16 protein-coding genes are annotated in these 20144 nt (G+C 69.9%); 4 read left to right on the forward strand and 12 right to left on the reverse strand.

Annotated elements, in window-relative coordinates:
• The first annotated feature begins 34 nt into the window (after window positions 1–34).
• From MMA15_RS01565 to MMA15_RS01580, 4 genes are read left to right on the forward strand one after another with little or no spacing between them, the layout of a single operon-like run.
• On the forward strand, window positions 35–1354 hold the full coding sequence (locus MMA15_RS01565; RefSeq protein WP_308290489.1) for a helix-turn-helix domain-containing protein: 1320 nt from the start codon (window positions 35–37) through the stop codon (window positions 1352–1354).
• An 11-nt stretch (window positions 1355–1365) separates the two neighbouring features.
• Window positions 1366–2139: a TIR domain-containing protein gene (locus tag MMA15_RS01570; RefSeq protein ID WP_241057139.1), complete on the forward strand. Its 774-nt coding sequence runs from the start codon at window positions 1366–1368 to the stop codon at window positions 2137–2139.
• Window positions 2136–4088 carry a hypothetical protein gene (locus tag MMA15_RS01575; RefSeq protein ID WP_241057140.1) on the forward strand — a complete coding sequence of 651 codons (1953 nt, stop codon included), beginning with the start codon at window positions 2136–2138 and terminating at the stop codon, window positions 4086–4088. The genes MMA15_RS01570 and MMA15_RS01575 overlap by 4 nt, the downstream gene beginning before the upstream one ends.
• A gap of 40 nt (window positions 4089–4128) precedes the next feature.
• Window positions 4129–5340: a hypothetical protein gene (locus MMA15_RS01580; RefSeq protein ID WP_241057141.1), complete on the forward strand. Its 1212-nt coding sequence runs from the start codon at window positions 4129–4131 to the stop codon at window positions 5338–5340.
• Window positions 5341–5447: 107 nt separating this feature from the next.
• Here MMA15_RS01580 and metK read toward each other — a convergent pair whose 3' ends face one another.
• From metK to MMA15_RS01640, 12 genes are all read right to left on the reverse strand, one after another.
• Window positions 5448–6659, reverse strand: coding sequence for a methionine adenosyltransferase (gene metK, locus MMA15_RS01585; RefSeq protein WP_241057142.1), 1212 nt, complete (start codon window positions 6657–6659; stop codon window positions 5448–5450).
• Window positions 6660–6993: 334 nt separating this feature from the next.
• Window positions 6994–8217, reverse strand: coding sequence for a bifunctional phosphopantothenoylcysteine decarboxylase/phosphopantothenate--cysteine ligase CoaBC (gene coaBC, locus MMA15_RS01590; protein WP_241057143.1), 1224 nt, complete (start codon window positions 8215–8217; stop codon window positions 6994–6996).
• Window positions 8218–8344: 127 nt separating this feature from the next.
• Window positions 8345–8620, reverse strand: coding sequence for a DNA-directed RNA polymerase subunit omega (gene rpoZ, locus MMA15_RS01595; protein WP_028431631.1), 276 nt, complete (start codon window positions 8618–8620; stop codon window positions 8345–8347).
• Window positions 8621–8666: 46 nt separating this feature from the next.
• On the reverse strand, window positions 8667–9263 hold the full coding sequence (gmk, locus tag MMA15_RS01600; protein WP_241057144.1) for a guanylate kinase: 597 nt from the start codon (window positions 9261–9263) through the stop codon (window positions 8667–8669).
• Window positions 9264–9344: 81 nt separating this feature from the next.
• Window positions 9345–9668 carry an integration host factor, actinobacterial type gene (mihF, locus tag MMA15_RS01605; RefSeq protein WP_028431629.1) on the reverse strand — a complete coding sequence of 108 codons (324 nt, stop codon included), beginning with the start codon at window positions 9666–9668 and terminating at the stop codon, window positions 9345–9347.
• Between the two features lie 505 nt (window positions 9669–10173).
• Complete coding sequence (pyrF, locus tag MMA15_RS01610; protein ID WP_241057145.1) at window positions 10174–11100, reverse strand: orotidine-5'-phosphate decarboxylase; 927 nt, start codon at window positions 11098–11100, stop codon at window positions 10174–10176.
• Complete coding sequence (locus MMA15_RS01615) at window positions 11097–12224, reverse strand: quinone-dependent dihydroorotate dehydrogenase (protein WP_241057146.1); 1128 nt, start codon at window positions 12222–12224, stop codon at window positions 11097–11099. The genes pyrF and MMA15_RS01615 overlap by 4 nt, the downstream gene beginning before the upstream one ends.
• A 170-nt stretch (window positions 12225–12394) precedes the next feature.
• Window positions 12395–15724, reverse strand: a complete 3330-nt coding sequence (carB, locus tag MMA15_RS01620) for a carbamoyl-phosphate synthase large subunit (protein WP_241057147.1) — start codon at window positions 15722–15724, stop codon at window positions 12395–12397.
• On the reverse strand, window positions 15717–16973 hold the full coding sequence (gene carA, locus MMA15_RS01625; protein WP_241057148.1) for a glutamine-hydrolyzing carbamoyl-phosphate synthase small subunit: 1257 nt from the start codon (window positions 16971–16973) through the stop codon (window positions 15717–15719). Before carA ends, carB begins: the two co-directional genes overlap by 8 nt.
• Window positions 16973–17608: a PH-like domain-containing protein gene (locus tag MMA15_RS01630; protein WP_372498161.1), complete on the reverse strand. Its 636-nt coding sequence runs from the start codon at window positions 17606–17608 to the stop codon at window positions 16973–16975. The genes carA and MMA15_RS01630 overlap by 1 nt, the downstream gene beginning before the upstream one ends.
• A complete protein-coding gene (locus tag MMA15_RS01635) occupies window positions 17605–18912 on the reverse strand; it encodes a dihydroorotase (RefSeq protein WP_241057149.1) in 1308 nt (435 codons plus the stop codon). The genes MMA15_RS01630 and MMA15_RS01635 overlap by 4 nt, the downstream gene beginning before the upstream one ends.
• A gap of 2 nt (window positions 18913–18914) precedes the next feature.
• Window positions 18915–19931, reverse strand: coding sequence for an aspartate carbamoyltransferase catalytic subunit (locus tag MMA15_RS01640; RefSeq protein ID WP_241057150.1), 1017 nt, complete (start codon window positions 19929–19931; stop codon window positions 18915–18917).
• Window positions 19932–20144: the final 213 nt, after the last annotated feature.

A 20144-nucleotide genomic window follows, 5' to 3' on the forward strand; every position in this document is an offset into this window, starting at 1 on the left:
GCCGGACCCTGGGCGGACGGTCACGGAGGAACACGTGCCTGAGCAACAACTCCCATTCGGACCGGCACTGCGTCGCATGCGCCTCGAAGCCGGGCTGTCGCTCGGCCAGTTGTCGCAGCACGTCCACTACAGCAAGGCACAACTCAGCAAGGTCGAACGCGGGTTGAAGACCCCGAGCGCCGAACTCGCCCGGTTGTGCGACGCCAGGCTCCGGGCGGGCGGGGAGCTGCTGTCGCTCTTACCGGAGCAGCCGCCGGCGAAACTGCCGGCCGCCGACGAGGAACGGGGGAAGGAGGAGGTGTGGCTGATGCATCTGTCAGCAGACGGGCCGAGCTGGTTCCAGCCGATGGGCCGACGGCAGGTGATGGCTGCTGGAGCTGCCGGGGCGGCAGCGGCCGTCGGGCTGGGCACGAGCGCGGCGGCGGCCGGCCCCGCCACGGAGACCGGAGGCGCGACCCTGCTGGAGACCGCACGTTCGCTCTTCGACCAGTACCGCCGCCTAGGCCAGACCTCCAGCCCGGAGGTCGTGCTGCCCGCTCTCATCGCCCAGACGCACTCGCTGCGTGAACTGTCCGCGCGCACGGGCCCGCGCAGCCGCGACGCCCTGCTGCGTCTCGCCTCCCGCTACGCCGAGTACGTGGGCTGGCTCGTACAGGAGACGGGCAACGACGCGGCAGCGCTGTGGTGGACGGACCGCGCCGTCGGCCTTGCCGCGGAGGGAGGGGACACGGATCTGGCGGCGTATGCGCTGGTGCGGCGCGGTCTCATCACTCTCTACCGGCAAGATGGCCGCCAGACGGTGTCGTTGGCCCAGCAGGCGCAGGGCTCGGCACTGCCGCCGCGGATACGTGGCCTCGCCTGGCAGCGTGAGGCTCAGGGCCACGCCCTCGCCGGGGATTACGACGCGTGCATGCGCTGCCTGGACCGCGCCCGCGAGCTGCTCCGCCACGAGGAGCCGCAGGCAGCGGCCCCCGTACTGGGGACCACGACGCTTGCGGACCCCGTATCCACGGTGACGGGGTGGTGCATGCACGACCTCGGCCGCCCGCACAAGGCAGCACGGATCCTCGAAGAGCAGATCAGCCGAATTCCGCCGCACGCGCTGCGGGCGCGAACGCGATACGGCGTTCGGCACGCCCTCGCGCAGGCGATGGCCGGGGAGATCGACCACGCCTGCGATCTGGCCCGGGAACTGCTCGGAGCGGCGAGTGCCGTTCAGTCGGCGACGATTCACAGCGATCTCACCCGCCTGTGCCGGATCCTTGCCCGTCATCCCAACAGCCCCGCTGTGCGGGCCATTTCACCAGCGATCAACACGACCCTCTATGCCGGCGACTGGCGAACGTCCTTATGAAGGGAGACGACATGCCCGAGGTCTTCATCAACTACCGCACCAACGACGGAGATCAGGCAGCCGCAACGATCGCGCTGGAACTCAACCAGCGATTCGGCGACGGCACCGCATTCCGCGCCAGCGAGTCCATCAAGCCCAGCCAGTCCTATCCCGACTCCCTGCTGGCCGGATTACACGCGTGCGGCGCCCTGCTGGCACTCATCGGGCCCGGCTGGCTGGAAGCACCGGACAGGCAGCATCCCGGCCGAAGGGCACTCGAAAACGAGGACGACTGGGTGCGCAAAGAGATCCTCGGAGCATTCGCTCGCGGCTTGCCGGTCATCCCGGTGCTCCTCGGAAGGCACATGGAGCGGCTGGACGCGTCCGCCCTGCCACGCCCGCTGGCCCGGCTCGCCTACGCGCAGTCCCTTCGGTACGACCCTCAGCAGGCACCCACCGATCTGGCCCGGATCGGCGATGCGTTGACCGATCTCGTGCCCGGCCTCACCGAGAAGGAACGTGAATCGTCCCCGCTTGCCGACGGAGGCGTACACAACGATGCCGAGATCAATGGCGGAGAAGGTCCGTTCTTTCAGACTCGCGACGTCTCCGGCGGCATCACAACGACGCATATCGGCAACTCCACCGGCCCGATACACAGCGGGACAGGGGACCAGCACAACCACCATCAGTCCGGCGGCGACGGCGCGACATTCATCTCCGGGGACAATCACGGCGGTGTCAACCACGGTGGCGTGAATCAGGACTTCGGCGGCTCCGGACGGCGCAAGCGGGATCAGTCGTGAAGGCCAGTACGTACGTCGGCGAATCGGGCGGTCCGTTCCACTCCGGCACCGGTGACCAGCACAACCACTACTACCCGGATATCCGTGACGCGGTCCGCGAAAAACCGGAGCGCCCCCCGCGACTCGTCGCCGGTGACGCCGTTCGTCATCTGAAGCAGCGCTTCGTCGATCCCGGCGGTCTGAACGAGGGCAGGCGATTGCTGGAACGTAGCCACGTCGCGCTTCTTGCGGCCGACCCCGGGTGCGGGGCCCGAAGCGCGGCCAAGATCCTCCTGTGGGAGTTGCCTCATGGCCAGGAGCGCTTTGTTGAGCTGCTGGATCAGTCGGAAGAGGAAGGCGGCAGCAGCCAGGCTCTGAATCCCGAGCACGTCAAGGACGGAGCACCGCATCTACTCGACCTGACGCGCGCCAGAAGGGATCGATATCCGGTCCTCATGCAGGATCTCTCCTCGTTACGCGTGACTGTGCGTGAGAAGGCAGCACGACTTGCGGTCGTACTGTCTCCGGAACACAGGGACCTCCTCAGCGAGGAACTGGCCGATCTGGTCGTAGAGATCCAGCGTCCCAGGGAGAGCGATGTGCTCCGCCGCCACTTGCTGGTAGACGGCGGCATTCGTCCCGACAGTGAGGACCTGGCGGTCGGCGAACTGTCCGCCTTCCTCGCAAGTTCCTCAATGGGCGAGATCTCCGAACTGGCACGTCACGTATGCAGCGCGCGTAGCACTTCCAAGGGCACCCACTTCAAGAGCTGGCTGGACACGGCTCTTTCGGCGATGCGGCCGAAGGACGCCGATGTGGACAAACTGATAGCCGACCAGACGGGCCCTGAACGAGCCCTTCTCCTTTCCGTGGCTTTCCTGGAAGGCGCGTCGTCCCAGGCGATCTATGGAGCCGCCAACAGGCTGCTGAAGCTCACGAATCACCCTGTGGAACACGCACCGCCACTGCAACATCAGCCGCTCGCCGCCCGGTTGAAACGGATCCAGGCATCGGCGGAAGGGGATTGGGGACGAGTACGGTTCGACACGACCACGTTCGCCGATGCCGTGCGTTCCTACTTCTGGGACAACTTTCCGCAGTTGCGCGATGAGTTGACCTCCTGGGTCCGCGGAGCCGCCCTGTTTCCTCACGTCGAACGCGAAGACATTCTGGGACTGGTACAGCGATACGCCCACCTGTGCCTTCGTACGGGCCTCCCGGAGCAGTTGACCGCCCTGGCAGAGCAGTGGACCAAGGAATCGGCGACGCAAGCGCAGTTGTCGATGGCCGCACGGGCCCTCGGTGAGGGCGTGATACATCCCCGCCACGGTAGTCACTTCAGGCGCGAGATCTACAAGTGGTCCCGGGACGGGAGTCTGCCCCGTGGCCGCGCGAGCGTGCTCATCGGCGTCTGTTCCGAGGCTCTTTCCGTCGACTTCCCTCAACAGGCCCTGGTCCGGCTCCATCACGTCTCCCACAGCGCCGATCCGCAGGTCCGGAAGATCGCACGCGAAGCCCTCACACGCATCACCGACTCCGACGATCACCTCTACGGGCACCTGCTGGACCGTCTACTCGACCGTGTACGCGCCGACTTCGAAGGGAAGGGCAGTCAGGACATCGGCACCTTCCTGGACGTAGCCGACCCGGGCCGGCTGCTCGAACACGCCGTCGGACAAGCGCGGTTGACCGAACTCTGGGCCGCAGCGCTCAGCAGTCGGGGCGGGGCGGAGTTGAGGCCGACTCTCCACTCCTGGCTGGACCACGCCGCGTCGCGTGCAGGCCCCGTGAGCCCCATCGTCTCCGTGCTGGCCCAAGCCTGCGCGCGTGACGGCTCCACGCTCGGAGCGGTTCATGACGCCGCCTACGGCTGGGCCGGCACCGACGGCGCCCGCCTGCGCGTGGCCGATGCTCTCTGGAGCCAGGCCACCGCCGGACTCGTTATCCACTCGTCCAACTACACGTGCTGACTCACGCACGTACCGACTCATGCCTCAGGAGGTTCCGGACATGAGCTCCGGACGCAAGACGGTCGTTGTCTTCGTCAGTGTGATCGGCGAACTGCTTCTGGTCATCGTCGGTTTGGTGACCCATTGGCCCCTGTGGCTGTGGCCGGTCCTGGGTCTGCTGATCATCGTCACCTCGGTCCTGCTCATCCGGGCGACCGCGCCGCCGCCCGACCCGCTGGACCGGGAGTTCAGCCTCGAACCCGACCTACCGATACCGCCCCCGGAACGGCGTGAACAGGTAGTCGCGGACGTCTCGTTGCCGACTTCGGTACCGGACTACGACTTCCACTTCTCCGCCACGGTGCGCTGGTGTCCCCTGGACGCCCCCGCCGGAGCTCCCGCAGTCAGCCTTGCAGGCCTGGCCGTGCGTGCCGTACTCGAGCGAGCACGCAATGTGACCGCCGCGCATCCGCCGCACCGGGCCTCGCTCACGCAGCACGAGCTGTCCGGTGAGTTGGGCACGATGCGCGAGGACTCCTCGGGCCGAGTGCTCGCCATGGCGGAGAGCATCAGCCTGAGACTCTCGGATGCCGACGCGACGCGGCTGGAGCGGCTGGCCACCGTACGCAAGGAAGAAGAAGTCTGGACGCACGAGCGCAAGTACGAGTGCGACAGGCGCGAGTACCTGGGCAAGGACGTCCTCAAGGACACTGGAAGCGCCGTCGTGTGGTGGCTCGCGAAACACGACGATCAGGTCCGGCAGGCGGTCGACGAGATCGGACCGCTGGCCCAGCTCTCCTCGGCCGCCAACGACCGGGACGTGCCCGCGCGCTACCGGCACATGGTCCCCTACCCGGATCCGGAGTCCCAGGCGGGCCCGAGCGCCTACGGCGTCCAATACGAGAACATCGCGGGCAACGGCGCAGGGGCCCCAGGGAGCGCACATGGGCTCTTCGCCAACGCGGAGAACGGCTTCGGCCACGCCGACGGCACAGAGGCGCCTTCAGAGTCGCCCACGACGGGCGACCGCTTCGACGCCCTGCTGGAATCCATGGGCGTACCCGCGGAGCATGCCGACGCCGGAGCTCTGCGCCACATCTTCGCCGATGCGGCCACGACGATCGGCCGAGGGGCGGCAGTCGATGACCTTCGTGAGCGCTTCGCTACGGCTGTCGACGGCGACGACGGAGACAAGGCCGAAGGGGCCGCCGCAGAGGGCCACGGCGACAGCACGGACGGCGACCCTCCGCCAGACGCCCCAGCCCCCGCCTGACCCGCACACGACGAGGCCCGGCCACCCCCTGAGGGGCGGCCGGGCCCATGAGTCCGTGCGCGGTCGTGCCGGTGCGGCGCTTCTCGCGCCGTAGGCAGGTTCGCCGGTTACAGCCCGGCGGCCTTGCGCAGCGCGTCGACGCGGTCCGTGCGCTCCCAGGTGAAGTCCGGCAGCTCACGGCCGAAGTGGCCGTACGCCGCGGTCTGGGCGTAGATCGGGCGCAGCAGGTCGAGGTCGCGGATGATCGCGGCCGGGCGGAGGTCGAAGACCTCGCCGATGGCCTGCTCGATCTTCTCGACGTCGATGGCGGCCGTGCCGAAGGTCTCGACGAAGACGCCCACCGGCTCGGCCTTGCCGATCGCGTAGGCGACCTGGACCTCGCAGCGGGTGGCCAGCTCCGCGGCCACGACGTTCTTGGCGACCCAGCGCATCGCGTACGCCGCCGAGCGGTCGACCTTGGACGGGTCCTTGCCGGAGAAGGCGCCGCCGCCGTGACGGGCCATGCCGCCGTAGGTGTCGACGATGATCTTCCGGCCGGTCAGGCCGGCGTCGCCCATCGGGCCGCCGATCTCGAAGCGGCCGGTGGGGTTGACCAGCAGCCGGTAGCCGCTGGTGTCGAGCTTCACGCCGTCCTCCTCGACGAGGCGCTTCAGCTCGGGCTCCACGACGTACTCGCGGATGTCCGGGGCGAGCAGCGAGTCGAGGTCAATGTCCGCGGCGTGCTGCGAGGAGACGACGACGGTGTCGAGACGGACGGCCTTGTCGCCCTCGTACTCGATGGTGACCTGCGTCTTGCCGTCGGGGCGCAGGTAGGGGATCGTGCCGTTCTTCCGCACGTCGGACAGGCGCTCGGAGAGGCGGTGCGCGAGCTGCACCGGGAGCGGCATGTACTCGGCGGTCTCGTCACAGGCGTAGCCGAACATCAGGCCCTGGTCGCCCGCGCCCTGCTTGTCGAGTTCGTCCTCGTCGCCCTCGACACGGTTCTCGTACGCGGTGTCGACGCCCTGCGCGATGTCAGGGGACTGCGCGCCGATCGACTCCGAGACGCCGCAGGAGGCTCCGTCGAAGCCCTTCTTCGAGGAGTCGTAGCCGATCTCCAGGATCTTGTTGCGCACCAGTGAGGAGATGGGTGCGTAGGCCTTGGTGGTCACTTCACCGGCGACGTGGACGAGGCCGGTGGTGATCAGTGTCTCGACGGCGACCCGCGAGTGCGGGTCCTCCTTGAGCAGCGCGTCGAGGATCGTGTCGCTGATCTGGTCAGCAATCTTGTCAGGGTGACCCTCGGTCACAGATTCCGAGGTGAACAGACGGCGGGACACATCGCTCCCTGGGGTTGCAGCGGCTGCTGGCTATCAATGGGCGGACCGTCGGGGGCTGTGTTCGAGCACTTGCTCAAGCAGTCACTCGAGCAGGAGCCCCAAGCACGGTCCGCCGCCAGTTTATCCATCTACGGCCGCATCCAATCACGTCGTCTCGAAGTTCGACACCAGCGTGACCTGCGTAACCCCGCTCCGGGAGGGTCCCGGGGCGCCCTTGACGGCTTCGCGGGACAGCGGCCGTCTCGTGACATACCACACAAGCCGGGCCGCCCGGAACCGTTCGTTCCGGGCGGTTGCCGAAGAGCTTTCCCGGCCGGGGAGAACGCGGCCCCCGTCAGGGGAAACGCAGCACGACCAGGTCCCAAACCGTGTCCGAGAGCGCCTCTTTGGGGCCGTGCGGCACCGGGGTCTCGCTGCCGTCCGCGCCGAGCACCACCGCCTCGTTCTCCTCCGCGCCGAAAGTCTTCGTCTCCCCCACCTCGTTCACGACGAGGAGGTCGCACCGTTTGCGGGCGAGCTTGGTGCGGCCGTTGGCGAGTACGTCGTCGGTCTCGGCGGCGAAGCCGACGACGATCTGGCCCGCGCGGGGGCGATCCGTGGAGAGTTCGGCGAGGATGTCCGGATTACGCACGAGAGCAAGCGGTTCCGGTTCGGCACCGGATTTTTTCTTGATCTTCGCAGGGGCGTAGACGGCGGGACGGAAGTCGGCGACGGCCGCGGCCATCACGACGGCGTCGGCGTCCGCGGCGGCCTTGAGCACCGCCTCGCGAAGCTGTACGGCCGACTCCACGGGTACGACGTCCACACCCGCGGGGTCGGGCAGCGCGCTGTTCGCGGCGACCAGGGTGACGCGGGCGCCGCGTGCCGCCGCCGTACAGGCAAGCGCGTAACCCTGTTTCCCGGAGGAGCGGTTGCCCAAGTACCGGACGGGGTCGAGCGGTTCACGCGTGCCGCCCGCGCTGACCACCACATGCCGCCCGGCGAGGTCGGCCGGGACCTCGGCGTTCGTTCGCGCCAGCACACGCTTGCACAGCTCGAAGAGGCCCTCGGGGTCGGGAAAGCGGCCCTTGCCGGTGTCGGTGCCGGTGAGGCGGCCGACGGCGGGCTCGACGACGAGGCAGCCGCGGCGGCGCAGCGTGGCCACGTTCTCCTGAGTGGCGGGGTGCTCCCACATCTCGGTGTGCATCGCGGGGGCGAAGACCACCGGACATCGCGCGGTGAGAAGGGTGTTGGTGAGGAGGTCGTCGGCCAGGCCGTGCGCGGCCTTGGCGAGTACGTCCGCGGTAGCGGGCGCGACGACGACGAGGTCGGCGGACTGCCCGATCCGCACATGCGGGACCTCGTGGACCGAGTCCCACACGTCGGTGGCCACCGGCTGCCCGGAGAGAGCCGCGAAGGTGGCGGCGCCGACGAAGTGCAGCGCGGAGTCCGTGGGCACCACCCGGGTCTCATGACCGCTCTCGGTCAGGCGGCGCAGCAGCTCGCACGCCTTGTAGGCGGCGATGCCGCCGGTGACTCCCAGTACGACCCTGGGCCGCTCGTGCTGGCGCTGCTCCATCGCTCGCCTCTCCCCACGCCACGCCCGCCGGTGCGGGCCGCCGGCCTGCTCTGCCTCTCCGCGTACCCACACATGACACACCACGGGCCCGGCAGCCGCGCTGCCGGGCCCGTGAAAGCCTTGCCGCCTACTGCGTGACCGGCACGTCGACGGCCTCGGAGGTCAGCAGCCCCGCGTTGATCTCGCGGAGAGCGATCGAGAGCGGCTTCTCGTGGACGTGGGTGTCGACCAGCGGGCCCACGTACTCGAGGAGGCCCTCACCGAGCTGCGAGTAGTACGCGTTGATCTGGCGCGCGCGCTTGGCGGCGTAGATCACCAGGCTGTACTTCGAGTCGGTGGCTTCGAGCAGCTCATCAATCGGCGGGTTGATGATGCCCTCGGGCGTGGAGATGGAAGAGGACACGCTCTGCCTTCCGGAGGGTTTGTGAAGGTCGGAAAAGATCGAAGAATCAAGCGATCCGCATCAAGGCTAGCAGCTCGGCGCTGACGTCCTCGACCGAGGTATTGACAAGGGTGGTGTCGAACTCCTCCTCCGCGGCCAGCTCCGTGCGGGCCACCGCGAGGCGGCGGTCGATCACTTCGGGAGCTTCCGTACCGCGCCCGGTGAGGCGGCGCACCAGCTCCTGCCAGCTCGGCGGTGCGAGGAAGACGAGCCGTGCGGAGGGCATCGCCTGCTTCACCAGCCGCGCCCCCTGGAGGTCGATCTCCAGCAGTACGGGCTCGCCGCGCTCCAGATGCTCCAGTACGGCGCCGCGCGGTGTCCCGTAGCGGTTGCCCGCGAACTCGGCCCACTCCAGCAGCTCGCCGTTGGCGACCAGCTTGTCGAACTCCTCGTCGTCCACGAAGAAGTACTGCACTCCGTGCACTTCGCCGGGACGCGGCCTGCGCGTCGTGGCGGACACCGACAGCCAGACCTCGGGATGGACCTTGCGCAGATGCGCGATGACCGTGCTCTTGCCGACGCCCGAAGGGCCGGAGAGCACGGTCAGCCGCGGCGTGCCGGCGGGAGGTTCGGGGGTGGCCCCCCGGGGGGCTGCTGTACTCATGCAGCGATTATCCCGGTTCTCGGCAGTGCCTTGCCACCACGGCACCGCAGGCCGGAGGCCCACGGTGCCGTGTGGTACGGGTCAGGCGGACGCGCCGCCGAACTCCCGCTCCAGGGCGGCGATCTGGTTGGACCCGAGGCCGCGCACACGGCGGCTTTCGGAGATCCCCAGACGCTCCATGATCTGCTTGGCGCGGACCTTGCCGACGCCGGGCAGGCTTTCCAGGAGAGCGCTGACCTTCATCTTGCCGATGACGTCGTTCTCCTGGCCCTGTTTGATCACATCGTGCAGGGTCGCGCCGGAGTGCTTCAGCCGGTTCTTGACCTCGGCGCGCTCCCGGCGAGCCGCGGCGGCCTTTTCGAGCGCGGCTGCGCGCTGTTCAGGGGTAAGGGGCGGAAGAGCCACGCCTACGTCACCTCAGTTAGAACTGTCGGAAATGGATTCGGTGAGGAACCTCGTGGCCCCGCAAGGCGCGGAGCCGTGCGAGCAACGCGCCTGTTCACGCTGCTCCCGACGGAGACTAGCGGGCGACAGCGCCTGAGTCAGCGAGAACTGCGGAAAAGTCCAGGTCAGACTCAAGTCGATCGGTACATACGGGGGCAAAACGGCACCAGTTTTTTGGTCAACTGCGCGTTTTTTCACCGGCGTCGGGGTTTCAACGCCGTATCGCCGCAGGTACGGAGGCGGTACGAGGCCCTGCGAGAAGCGCAGTCGTGTCCAGTCGCCGGGGGCGTGGAACGGGCGTGCGGCGGGCCAGATCCGGCCTCTGCACGAAGGCGCTTTCACCGGGTGTTCGTCGCGTAACGGACAGTTCGCGACGCGGCTGCTCGTGGCTCTCCATGCCGCTCCTTCCCGACGGCCCGCCCGATACGCAACGGGCCCTCCGGGAGGGGCCATTACATAAGGGGGCTCATCGATCTGCGGGGTGGCGCGCGACGGCGCCCGCGAGCTGTTCCGCCTCCCGGGCCGCGGCGTCGCGCAGCGCCCGCGCCGACGGTCCGTGTTGCAGCACTCCCCTGCTGATGCTGGGCAGAACGTTGCCCGCCGCCTCGCCGAACACCCGTGGAAGATCTGCGGCCGTGGCGCCCTGGGCGCCGATCCCCGGCGCGAGCAGCGGGCCGTTGATGTCGAGGCCGACGGGCGGGGCGCCCCGGCCTTCACCGTGTGCATTGCCCTGTGCGCTTTCCTCACTCCCCCCGAGAGCGGCACCGAGGGTGGCGCCCACGACCGCGCCGAAGGAGCCCAACGGCCGCTCTCCCCGGTTCTCCTCGGCGAGATGCGCCAGCACGGTCGCGGCGACGCTGCGGCCGTCCTCCCGTACCGCGTGCTGCACTTCGGCACCTTCCGGGTTGGAGGTCAGAGCGAGGACGAAGAGGCCGCAGCCCTCGGCGCGCGCACGGTCCAACGCGGGGCGCAGCGACCCGAATCCCAGATACGGGCTGACCGTCAGCGCATCCGAGAAGAGAGGAGAGGAAGGGTCGAGGAAGGCATCGGCGTAGGCGGCCATGGTCGAGCCGATGTCGCCGCGCTTGGCGTCCATGACCACCAGCGCCCCGGCGGCGCGTGCTTCGGCGACGGCACGCTCCAGTACGGCGACGCCGCGCGAGCCGAACCGTTCGAAGAACGCGGACTGCGGCTTGAACGCGGCGACTCGGTCCGCCAGGGCCTCCACCACGGTGCGGGCGAACCGTTCGAGTCCGGCCACGTCGTCGCCCAGTCCCCAGGCGGCCAGCAGCGACGAGTGCGGGTCGATGCCGACGCACAGCGGGCCACGGGTGTCCATGGCCCGTCGCAGCCGTGCGCCGAAGGGTTCCGTGCCGGGGTTCGCGGTGCTCATGCCGCCTCTGCCTCTCCGTGTGCCGCACCGACGGCGTCGGCGAGGGTCTCGTAGGGGCTGGCCGCGAGTCGTGCCGCCAGCCCCCGGTGAATTCGGCGGGCCCAGCCGGGGCCCTCGTAGACGAAAGCGCTGTAGCCCTGTACGAGGGTGGCGCCCGCGAGGATGCGCTGCCATGCGTCGTCGGCGGTGGTGATCCCGCCGACGCCGACGAGGGTGATCCGGCCGCCCACCCTCGCGTAGAGGCGCCGCAGCACCTCCAGCGACCGCTCGCGCAGCGGGGCTCCGGAGAGGCCGCCGGTCTCCGAGGTGAGGGAGGGTCCGGCGGTCAGGCCGAGTCCTTCGCGGGCGACGGTGGTGTTGGTGGCGATGACGCCGTCCAGGCCGAGTTCGACGGCGAGGTCGGCGACGGCGTCCACGTCCTCGTCGGCGAGGTCGGGTGCGATCTTCACCAGCAGCGGTACGCGGCGCTCGGTGACCGTCTCGTCCGCTGCCTCGCGCACGGCGCGCAGCAGCGGCCGCAGCGCCTCGGTGGCCTGGAAGGCGCGCAGCCCGGGGGTGTTGGGCGAGGAGACGTTGACGACGAGGTAGTCGGCGTACGGGGCGAGGCGCCGGGTGGAGGTCACGTAGTCGGCTACGGCCTCCTCCTCGGGGACGGCCTTGGTCTTGCCGATGTTGACGCCGACCACGGGTCCGTCAGCCCTGCCGCTCCGGCGGGCGGCGCGGGCCGCGAGCCGGGAGGCGACGGCGGCGGAACCGTCGTTGTTGAACCCCATGCGGTTGATCAGCGCCCGGTCCGGCACGAGCCGGAAGAGGCGCTTCGGCGGATTGCCGGGCTGCGGCTGCCCGGTGACGGTGCCGGTCTCGATGTGGGAGAAGCCGAGGAGCGCCAGGCCGTCGATGCCGTCCGCGTTCTTGTCGAAGCCCGCGGCAAGACCGAACGGCCCCGGCATGCGCAGTCCCAGGGCGTCGACCGTCAACTCCTCGTGGCGCGGGGCGAATCGGGCGGCGACCAGCGTCCGCGCCAGGGGCAGTCGCGCGGCCGCGCGGATCAGGGCGAAGGCCAGCCGGTGGGCCTTCTCCGGGTCCATCCGCGCGAGGACGGTCTTGAAGAGCAGGGGATACATGCGGGGCGTGCCTTCATGTGCGTACGTACGGGAAGTCGGCGGAACTCGGGCTGAGTCGGGCAGTCGGCGGTACGGGCGGTGCGGCGGTACGGGCGGTGCGGCGGTACGGGCGGTACGTGGGCGCGGGCCGGGGCGGCGGGGCAGGGCCCGCTCACCCCGGCCCGGTCCGCTCACCCCGACCCACGGGCGGCGGTGAGGTGGTCGGCGTGGTCCTGAAGGGAACGCACCCCGACCTCGCCGCGCGCCATCGCCTCGATCCCCTGGACCGCGGCGGCGAGCGCCTGGACGGTGGTGAGGCACGGCACCGAACGCGTCACGGCGGCGGTACGGATGTCGTAGCCGTCGAGGCGACCGCCGGTGCCCCAGGGGGTGTTGACGATGAGGTCGATGTGCCCGTCGTGGATGAGCTGGACGACGGTGGGCTCGCCGGAGGGTCCCGGGCCCTGGCTGTGCTTGCGTACGACGGTGGCGTTGATGCCGTTGCGCTTGAGGACCTCGGCGGTGCCGGAGGTGGCCAGCAACTCGAAGCCCATGGCGGCCAGTTCGCGTGCCGGGAAGATCAGCGAGCGCTTGTCGCGGTTGGCGACGGAGACGAACGCCCGGCCCTTCGTCGGCAGCGCACCGTACGCGGCGGCCTGCGACTTGGCGTAGGAGGTGCCGAACACCGCGTCGATGCCCATGACTTCACCGGTGGAACGCATCTCCGGGCCGAGCACGGTGTCCACGCCGTGCCCCTGCACGTCACGGAAGCGGTTCCACGGAAGCACTGCCTCCTTCACGGAGATCGGAGCGTCCAGCGGCAGATCGCCGCCGTCGCCGGCGGCAGGGAGCATGCCCTCGGCGCGCAGCTCCCCGACGGTGGCGCCCAGCGAGATGCGGGCGGCGGCCTTCGCCAGGGGCACGGCCGTCGCCTTGGAGGTGAACGGGACGGTGCGGGAGGCACGCGGGTTGGCCTCCAGCACGTAGAGGATGTCCCCGGACATGGCGAACTGGATGTTGATCAGCCCGCGCACCCCGACTCCCCTTGCGATGGCCTCGGTCGAGGCGCGCAGCCGCTTGATGTCGTGACCGCCGAGGGTGATGGGCGGCAGCGCGCAGGCGGAGTCGCCGGAGTGGATGCCCGCCTCCTCGATGTGCTCCATCACGCCGCCGAGATACAGCTCCCGGCCGTCGTAGAGGGCGTCGACGTCGATCTCGATGGCGTCGTCGAGGAAGCGGTCGATGAGCACCGGGTGTTCGGAGATCAGGCCCGCGTGGCGCTCCAGATAGGCGGCCAGTGACTCCTCGTCGTAGACGATCTCCATGCCGCGTCCGCCCAGTACGTACGAAGGGCGCACCATCACCGGGTAGTTGATGCCGGCGGCGATGTCCTTGGCCTGCTCGAAGGAGTAGGCCGTGCCGTACTTGGGCGCCGGGAGCCCGGCCTCCTCCAGTACTCGTCCGAAGGCGCCGCGCTCCTCGGCGAGGTTGATCGCCTCGGGCGGAGTGCCCACGATCGGCACGCCCGCCTCCTTCAGCGCCTGCGCCAGCCCGAGCGGGGTCTGGCCGCCGAGCTGTACGACGACGCCCGCGACGGGGCCCGCGGCCTGTTCGGCGTGGACGATCTCCAGTACGTCCTCAAGGGTGAGCGGCTCGAAGTAGAGCCGGTCGGAGGTGTCGTAGTCGGTGGAGACGGTCTCCGGGTTGCAGTTGACCATCACGGTCTCGTACCCGCCCTCAGGAGTCGGCGCAGCGCGCAGGGCGAAGGAGGCGTGGACGCAGGAGTAGTCGAACTCGATGCCCTGGCCGATGCGGTTGGGCCCGGAGCCGAGGATGATCACGGCGGGCTTTTCGCGCGCTGCGACCTCGCTCTCCTCGTCGTAGGAGGAGTAGAAGTAGGGCGTACGGGCGGCGAATTCGGCCGCGCAGGTGTCGACTGTCTTGTATACGGGGCGGATTCCCAGCGCGTGCCGCACCTCTCGTACGACGTCCTCGCGCAGCGAGCGTACGGCCGCGATCTGCGCGTCGGAGAAGCCGTACCGTTTCGCCGTGGCCAGCAGCTCGGGGCTCAACTCCCTTGCGGCGGCCAGCTCTTCGGCCACTTCGTGGATGAGGAAGAGCTGGTCGGTGAACCAGGGGTCGATCTTCGTGGCGTCGAAGACCTCCTCCTGGGTGGCCCCGGCGCGGATCGCCGCCATGACGGTGTTGATCCGCCCGTCGGTGGGGCGTGCGGCCTGCTTCAGCAGTGCGGCCTTCTCCCCGGGCGGGCCGGTGAAGTCGAACTGGCTGCCCTTCTTCTCCAGCGACCGCAGCGCCTTGTTGAGCGCCTCGGGGAAGTTGCGGCCGATGGCCATGGCCTCCCCGACGGACTTCATGGTGGTGGTGAGGGTGTCGTCCGCGGCCGGGAACTTCTCGAACGCGAAACGGGGCGCCTTGACCACCACGTAGTCCAGCGTCGGCTCGAAGGAGGCGGGGGTCTCCTCGGTGATGTCGTTGGGGATCTCGTCGAGGGTGTAGCCCACGGCGAGCTTCGCGGCGATCTTGGCGATGGGGAAGCCGGTGGCCTTGGAGGCGAGCGCCGAGGAGCGCGAGACCCGGGGGTTCATCTCGATCACGACGACCCGTCCGTCGGCGGGGTCGACGGCGAACTGGATGTTGCAGCCGCCGGTGTCGACTCCGACCTCGCGGATCACGGCGATGCCGATGTCCCGCAGGATCTGGTACTCGCGGTCGGTCAGCGTCATCGCGGGGGCCACGGTGATCGAGTCCCCGGTGTGCACGCCCATCGGGTCGAAGTTCTCGATGGAGCAGACGACCACGACGTTGTCGTGCTTGTCGCGCATCAGCTCCAGCTCGTACTCCTTCCACCCGAGGATCGACTCCTCCAGCAGCACCTCGCTCGTGGGCGACAGGGCCAGGCCCTGCCCGGCGATGCGCCGCAACTCCTCCTCGTCGTGCGCGAAACCGGAGCCCGCGCCGCCCATCGTGAACGAGGGCCGTACGACCACGGGGTAGCCGCCGAGCCCTTCGACGCCGGCGAGGACCTCGTCCATGGAGTGGCAGATGACCGAGCGGGCGGAGGAGCCGTGGCCGATGCGTTCGCGCACCGCCTCGACGACCTCCTTGAACTTGTCGCGGTCCTCGCCCTTGTTGATGGCCTCCACGTTGGCGCCGATCAGTTCGACGCCGTACTCGGCGAGAGTGCCGGACTCGTGCAGGGAGATCGCCGTGTTGAGTGCCGTCTGGCCGCCGAGCGTCGGCAGCAGGGCGTCCGGCCGCTCCTTGGCGATGATCTTCTCCACGAACTCCGGGGTGATCGGCTCGACATATGTGGCGTCGGCGATCTCCGGGTCCGTCATGATCGTCGCCGGGTTGGAGTTGACGAGGATCACCCGCAGGCCCTCGGCCTTGAGCACCCGGCATGCCTGGGTGCCGGAGTAGTCGAACTCGGCCGCCTGGCCGATGACGATCGGACCGGAGCCGATCACCAGAACGGACTCGATGTCGGTGCGCTTAGGCACGCCGGTCCTCCAAGTGCGCGTTCGTGCTGTGCTGTTGCCTGTGCTGCCGCTGGTCTTCCATGAGCGCCGTGAAGCGGTCGAAGAGATAGGCGGCGTCGTGCGGCCCGGCCGCCGCCTCCGGGTGGTACTGGACACTGAAGGCCGGCCGGTCCAGCAGCCGCAGACCCTCCACGACACCGTCGTTGAGGCACACGTGGGAGACCTCGGCGCGGCCGTACGGGGTGTCCGTGACGGTGTCCAGCGGCGCGTCGACGGCGAACCCGTGGTTGTGCGCGGTGACTTCGACCTTTCCGGTCGCGCGGTCCTGCACGGGCTGGTTGACGCCGCGATGGCCGTACTTGAGCTTGAACGTGCCGAAGCCCAGCGCCCGTCCGAGGATCTGGTTGCCGAAGCAGATGCCGAACAGCGGCGTACCGCGCTCCAGCACCGCCCGCATCAGCTCCACGGGATGCCCCGCGGCGGCCGGGTCGCCGGGACCGTTGGAGAAGAACACCCCGTCCGGGCCGTGCTGCCCGACCGCGTAGACGTCCTCGGCGGTGGCGTCCGCGGGCAGCACATGGACCTCTATGCCGCGCTCGGCCATGCGGTGCGGCGTCATGCCCTTGATGCCGAGGTCCACGGCGGCGACGGTGAAGCGCCTGGCGCCGTGCGCGGGCACCACGTACGGCTCGCGCGTGGCCACCTCGCCGCACAGGTCGGCGCCCTTCATCGCCGGAGCCGAACGCACCCGCTGAAGCAGGGCCGCCGCATCCGCGGAGGCGGCCTCCCCGGAGAAGATCCCGGCACGCATCGCACCGCGCTCGCGCAGATGCCGGGTGAGCGCCCGGGTGTCGACGCCGCTGATGCCGACGACGCCCTGCGCCGCCAGCTCCTCGTCGAGGGTGCGTACGGAGCGCCAGTTGGAGGGCCTGCGTGCCGGGTCGCGTACGACGTATCCGGCGACCCAGATACGGCCGGACTCCGGGTCCTCGTCGTTGACGCCGGTGTTGCCGATGTGCGGGGCGGTCATCACGACGACCTGACGGTGGTAGGAGGGGTCGGTGAGCGTCTCCTGATAGCCGGTCATCCCGGTGTTGAAGACGGCTTCCCCGAACGTCTCCCCCACCGCCCCGTAGGCACGTCCCCGGAAGCTGCGTCCGTCCTCCAGCACGAGTACGGCGGAACCGACGGAGCCGGTGGAGCCGGCGGAGCCGGCGGTGGTCACGGCTCCGGCCGGACTCACGGCGCCCGGCCGGTCGTTGCTCGTCATCATGTGTCCCTCTCAGGGGTGGCTGCGGGGTGGTTCGATACGGCGACGCCGCTGTCGCCCGATGTCATCGCCTCGATCCGCGCGACCCACGACGGGTGTTCGGCGGCGCGGTCGAGGCGGAAGCCGGAGTCGAGGGTGCGGTCGCCGAGCCGCCAGGTGATCACCAGCAGGCCGCCCTCGGTGAGGACCTTGCCCGCGATGCCCTTGTCCAGGCGTGCGCCGCGCAACTGCCCGGCCGGGATGAGGAAGTCCCGCGCCCCGGGCCGTACGACGTGGACTCCATGCCCGGTGAGGGTGATCTCCGCGCGGCTTCGGGTGCCGAGGCCGTGGGCGACGATCCGGTCCAGCCACTGGCCCGCCGAGGTGGAGCCGTGGTACCGGCCGGCCGCGTGCAGCCGGGCCTCGCCGGTCTCCTCCGGCGAGGGGAGCGGCGGGGGTTCGGGCAGGTCGCCCTGGAGGGTGCCGCGCCACTTCCAGCCCTGCCGCATCAGCCAGTACAGCAGCGCCACGAAGATCAGCAGTCCGACGACCCAGCCGATGCGGGCCGCCCAGTCGGTGACCTCCTGGGACCGGGGCTCCCGTGCCAGGTCCGCGGCCGGGCCCTGTGCCAGGACAGCGAGAGATTGTGCGATCACGCCAGTTTCCCGTCGACGAGTGTGGGCCGTCCCCGCAGCCATGTGTGGGTGACGCGTCCCGGCAGCTCCCTGCCCTCGTAGGGGGTGTTGCGGCTGCGGGAGGCGAAGCCCGCGGGGTCCACCGTCCCACGGTAGTCCGGGTCCACGAGCAGCAGATTCGCGGGCTCACCTGCGGCGACGGGGCGGCCCTGGCCGTCGAGGCGGCCGATCGCGGCAGGACGGTGCGACATCCGCTCGGCGATGCCCGCCCAGTCCAGAAGCCCGGTGTCGACCATCGTGTGCTGGAGCACCGGCAGCGCCGTCTCCAGGCCGAGCATCCCCATGGCCGCGGCACCCCACTCGCAGTCCTTGTCCTCGTGCGGGTGCGGGGCGTGGTCGGTCGCTACGCAGTCGATCGTGCCGTCCGCGAGGGCCTCCCGCAGGGCCAGTACGTCGGCCTCGGTGCGCAGCGGAGGGTTCACCTTGTACACGGGGTCGTAGGAGCGTACGAGTTCGTCGGTGAGCAGCAGATGGTGCGGGGTGACCTCCGCGGTGACGTTCCAGCCCTTCGACTTGGCCCAGCGGACCAGTTCGACGGAACCGGCCGTCGACAGATGGCAGATGTGCAGCCGGGAGCCGACGTGTGCGGCGAGCAGCACGTCGCGGGCGATGATCGACTCCTCGGCGACGGCGGGCCAGCCGCCGAGGCCGAGTGCGGCGGAGACGGTGCCCTCGTTCATCTGGGCGCCCTCGGTCAGCCTGGGCTCCTGCGCGTGCTGGGCGACGACGCCGTCGAAGGCCTTCACGTACTCCAGCGCGCGCCGCATGATCACGGCGTCGTCGACGCACTTGCCGTCGTCGGAGAAGACCCGCACCGCCGCGGCGGAGTCGTGCATCGCGCCGAGTTCTGCGAGCTTCTTGCCCTCCAGCCCGACGGTGACGGCGCCAACGGGCTGGACGTCGCAGTAGCCGGACTCGCGGCCCAGCCGCCACACCTGCTCCACGACGCCCGCGGTGTCGGCGACCGGGAAGGTGTTGGCCATGGCGTGCACGGCGGTGAACCCGCCCCTGGCGGCGGCCCTGGTCCCGGTGAGCACGGTCTCGGAGTCCTCACGTCCGGGCTCCCGGAGGTGGGTGTGGAGATCGACGAGGCCGGGCAGCAGGATCCGGCCGCCTGCGTCGACCACCTCGGCGCCGGTGCCGTCGAGACCGCCGCCGACCTCGCGGATCTTCTCCCCGTCGATCAGTACGTCGACGGGCTCCCCGCCCAGTACGCGGGCCCCGCGCAGCAGCGTCCTGCCGTTGGTGCTGTTCGTGCCTGCCATGTTCAGTCGTTCTCCTCGGTGCGGGCGGCTTCGGTGGAGGCTTCGGGGACCGTCTCGCTGTGCGCGGACGGCGAGCCGGAGACGGCCGGTTCGGCGCCGCCGAGCAGCAGATAGAGCACGGCCATGCGGATGCTGACGCCGTTGGTGACCTGCTCGACGGCCGTGCAGCGGGGCGAGTCGGCGACCTCGGCGGTGATCTCCATGCCGCGGTTCATGGGCCCGGGGTGCATCACGACGGCGTGCTCGGGCATCCGCGCCATGCGCTGCCCGTCGAGCCCGTAGCGGCGTGCGTACTCGCGCTCGGTCGGGAAGAACGCCGCGTTCATCCGCTCCCGCTGTACGCGCAGCATCATCACCGCGTCGGACTTGGCGATGACGGGGTCGAGTTCGTAGCTGACCTCGCACGGCCAGCCGCCCACGCCGACGGGCACCAGCGTGGGCGGTGCCACGAGCGTCACCTCGGCGCCGAGCGTGCTGAGCAGATGGACGTTGGAACGGGCGACGCGGCTGTGCAGCACGTCCCCGACGATCGTGATCCGCCGCCCCGAGAGGTCGCCCTCGCCGCCCGCGAGGCGCCGCCGCATGGTGAACGCGTCCAGGAGGGCCTGCGTGGGGTGTTCGTGGGTGCCGTCGCCGGCGTTGACGACGGAGCCGTTGATCCACCCCGAGGTCGCCAGCCGGTGCGGCGCCCCGGACCCGTGGTGGCGGATGACGACGGCGTCGGCGCCCATGGCCTCCAGGGTGAGCGCGGTGTCCTTCAGCGACTCCCCTTTCGAGACGGACGAGCCCTTGGCGGAGAAGTTGATGACGTCCGCGGAGAGGCGCTTGGCCGCGGCCTCGAAGGAGATCCGGGTGCGCGTCGAGTCCTCGAAGAAGAGATTGACGACGGTGCGGCCGCGCAGGGTCGGCAGCTTCTTGATCGGCCGGTCCGCTACGCGGGCCATCTCCTCGGCGGTGTCGAGTACGAGTACGGCGTCGTCGCGTGTGAGATCGGCGGCCGAGATGAGGTGACGCTTCATCGTTGCCTTCCGTGGGTCGGTCGTCCGTGAGCGTGGCGAACTGGGCTGGGCGGAGCGGGACTTGGCGGTATTCGGCGGCACTTGGCGGTATTCGGGCGCGGGGCGGCGGCGTGGGCGGGCGGCCTGATCCGCGGGCGGATCGTGCGTGCCCGTGCCGACGCGTCGCACGGCGGGGCTCGGGGTTCTCGGGCGGATGTCGGGGGCCGCGTGCGC

The sequence above is a fragment of the Streptomyces marispadix genome, assembly GCF_022524345.1.
GTDB lineage: Bacteria > Actinomycetota > Actinomycetes > Streptomycetales > Streptomycetaceae > Streptomyces > Streptomyces marispadix.

Excerpts from the sequence above, each read along its gene's own strand:
- MMA15_RS01570 (WP_241057139.1), top strand. The coding sequence starts at position 1,366 with ATGCCCGAGGTCTTCATCAACTACCGCACCAACGACGGAGATCAGGCA.
- MMA15_RS01580 (WP_241057141.1), top strand. The coding sequence starts at position 4,129 with ATGAGCTCCGGACGCAAGACGGTCGTTGTCTTCGTCAGTGTGATCGGC.
- coaBC (WP_241057143.1), bottom strand. The coding sequence starts at position 8,217 with ATGGAGCAGCGCCAGCACGAGCGGCCCAGGGTCGTACTGGGAGTCACC.
- gmk (WP_241057144.1), bottom strand. The coding sequence starts at position 9,263 with ATGAGTACAGCAGCCCCCCGGGGGGCCACCCCCGAACCTCCCGCCGGC.
- pyrF (WP_241057145.1), bottom strand. The coding sequence starts at position 11,100 with ATGAGCACCGCGAACCCCGGCACGGAACCCTTCGGCGCACGGCTGCGA.
- MMA15_RS01615 (WP_241057146.1), bottom strand. The coding sequence starts at position 12,224 with ATGTATCCCCTGCTCTTCAAGACCGTCCTCGCGCGGATGGACCCGGAG.
- carA (WP_241057148.1), bottom strand. The coding sequence starts at position 16,973 with ATGACGAGCAACGACCGGCCGGGCGCCGTGAGTCCGGCCGGAGCCGTG.
- MMA15_RS01635 (WP_241057149.1), bottom strand. The coding sequence starts at position 18,912 with ATGGCAGGCACGAACAGCACCAACGGCAGGACGCTGCTGCGCGGGGCC.
- MMA15_RS01640 (WP_241057150.1), bottom strand. The coding sequence starts at position 19,931 with ATGAAGCGTCACCTCATCTCGGCCGCCGATCTCACACGCGACGACGCC.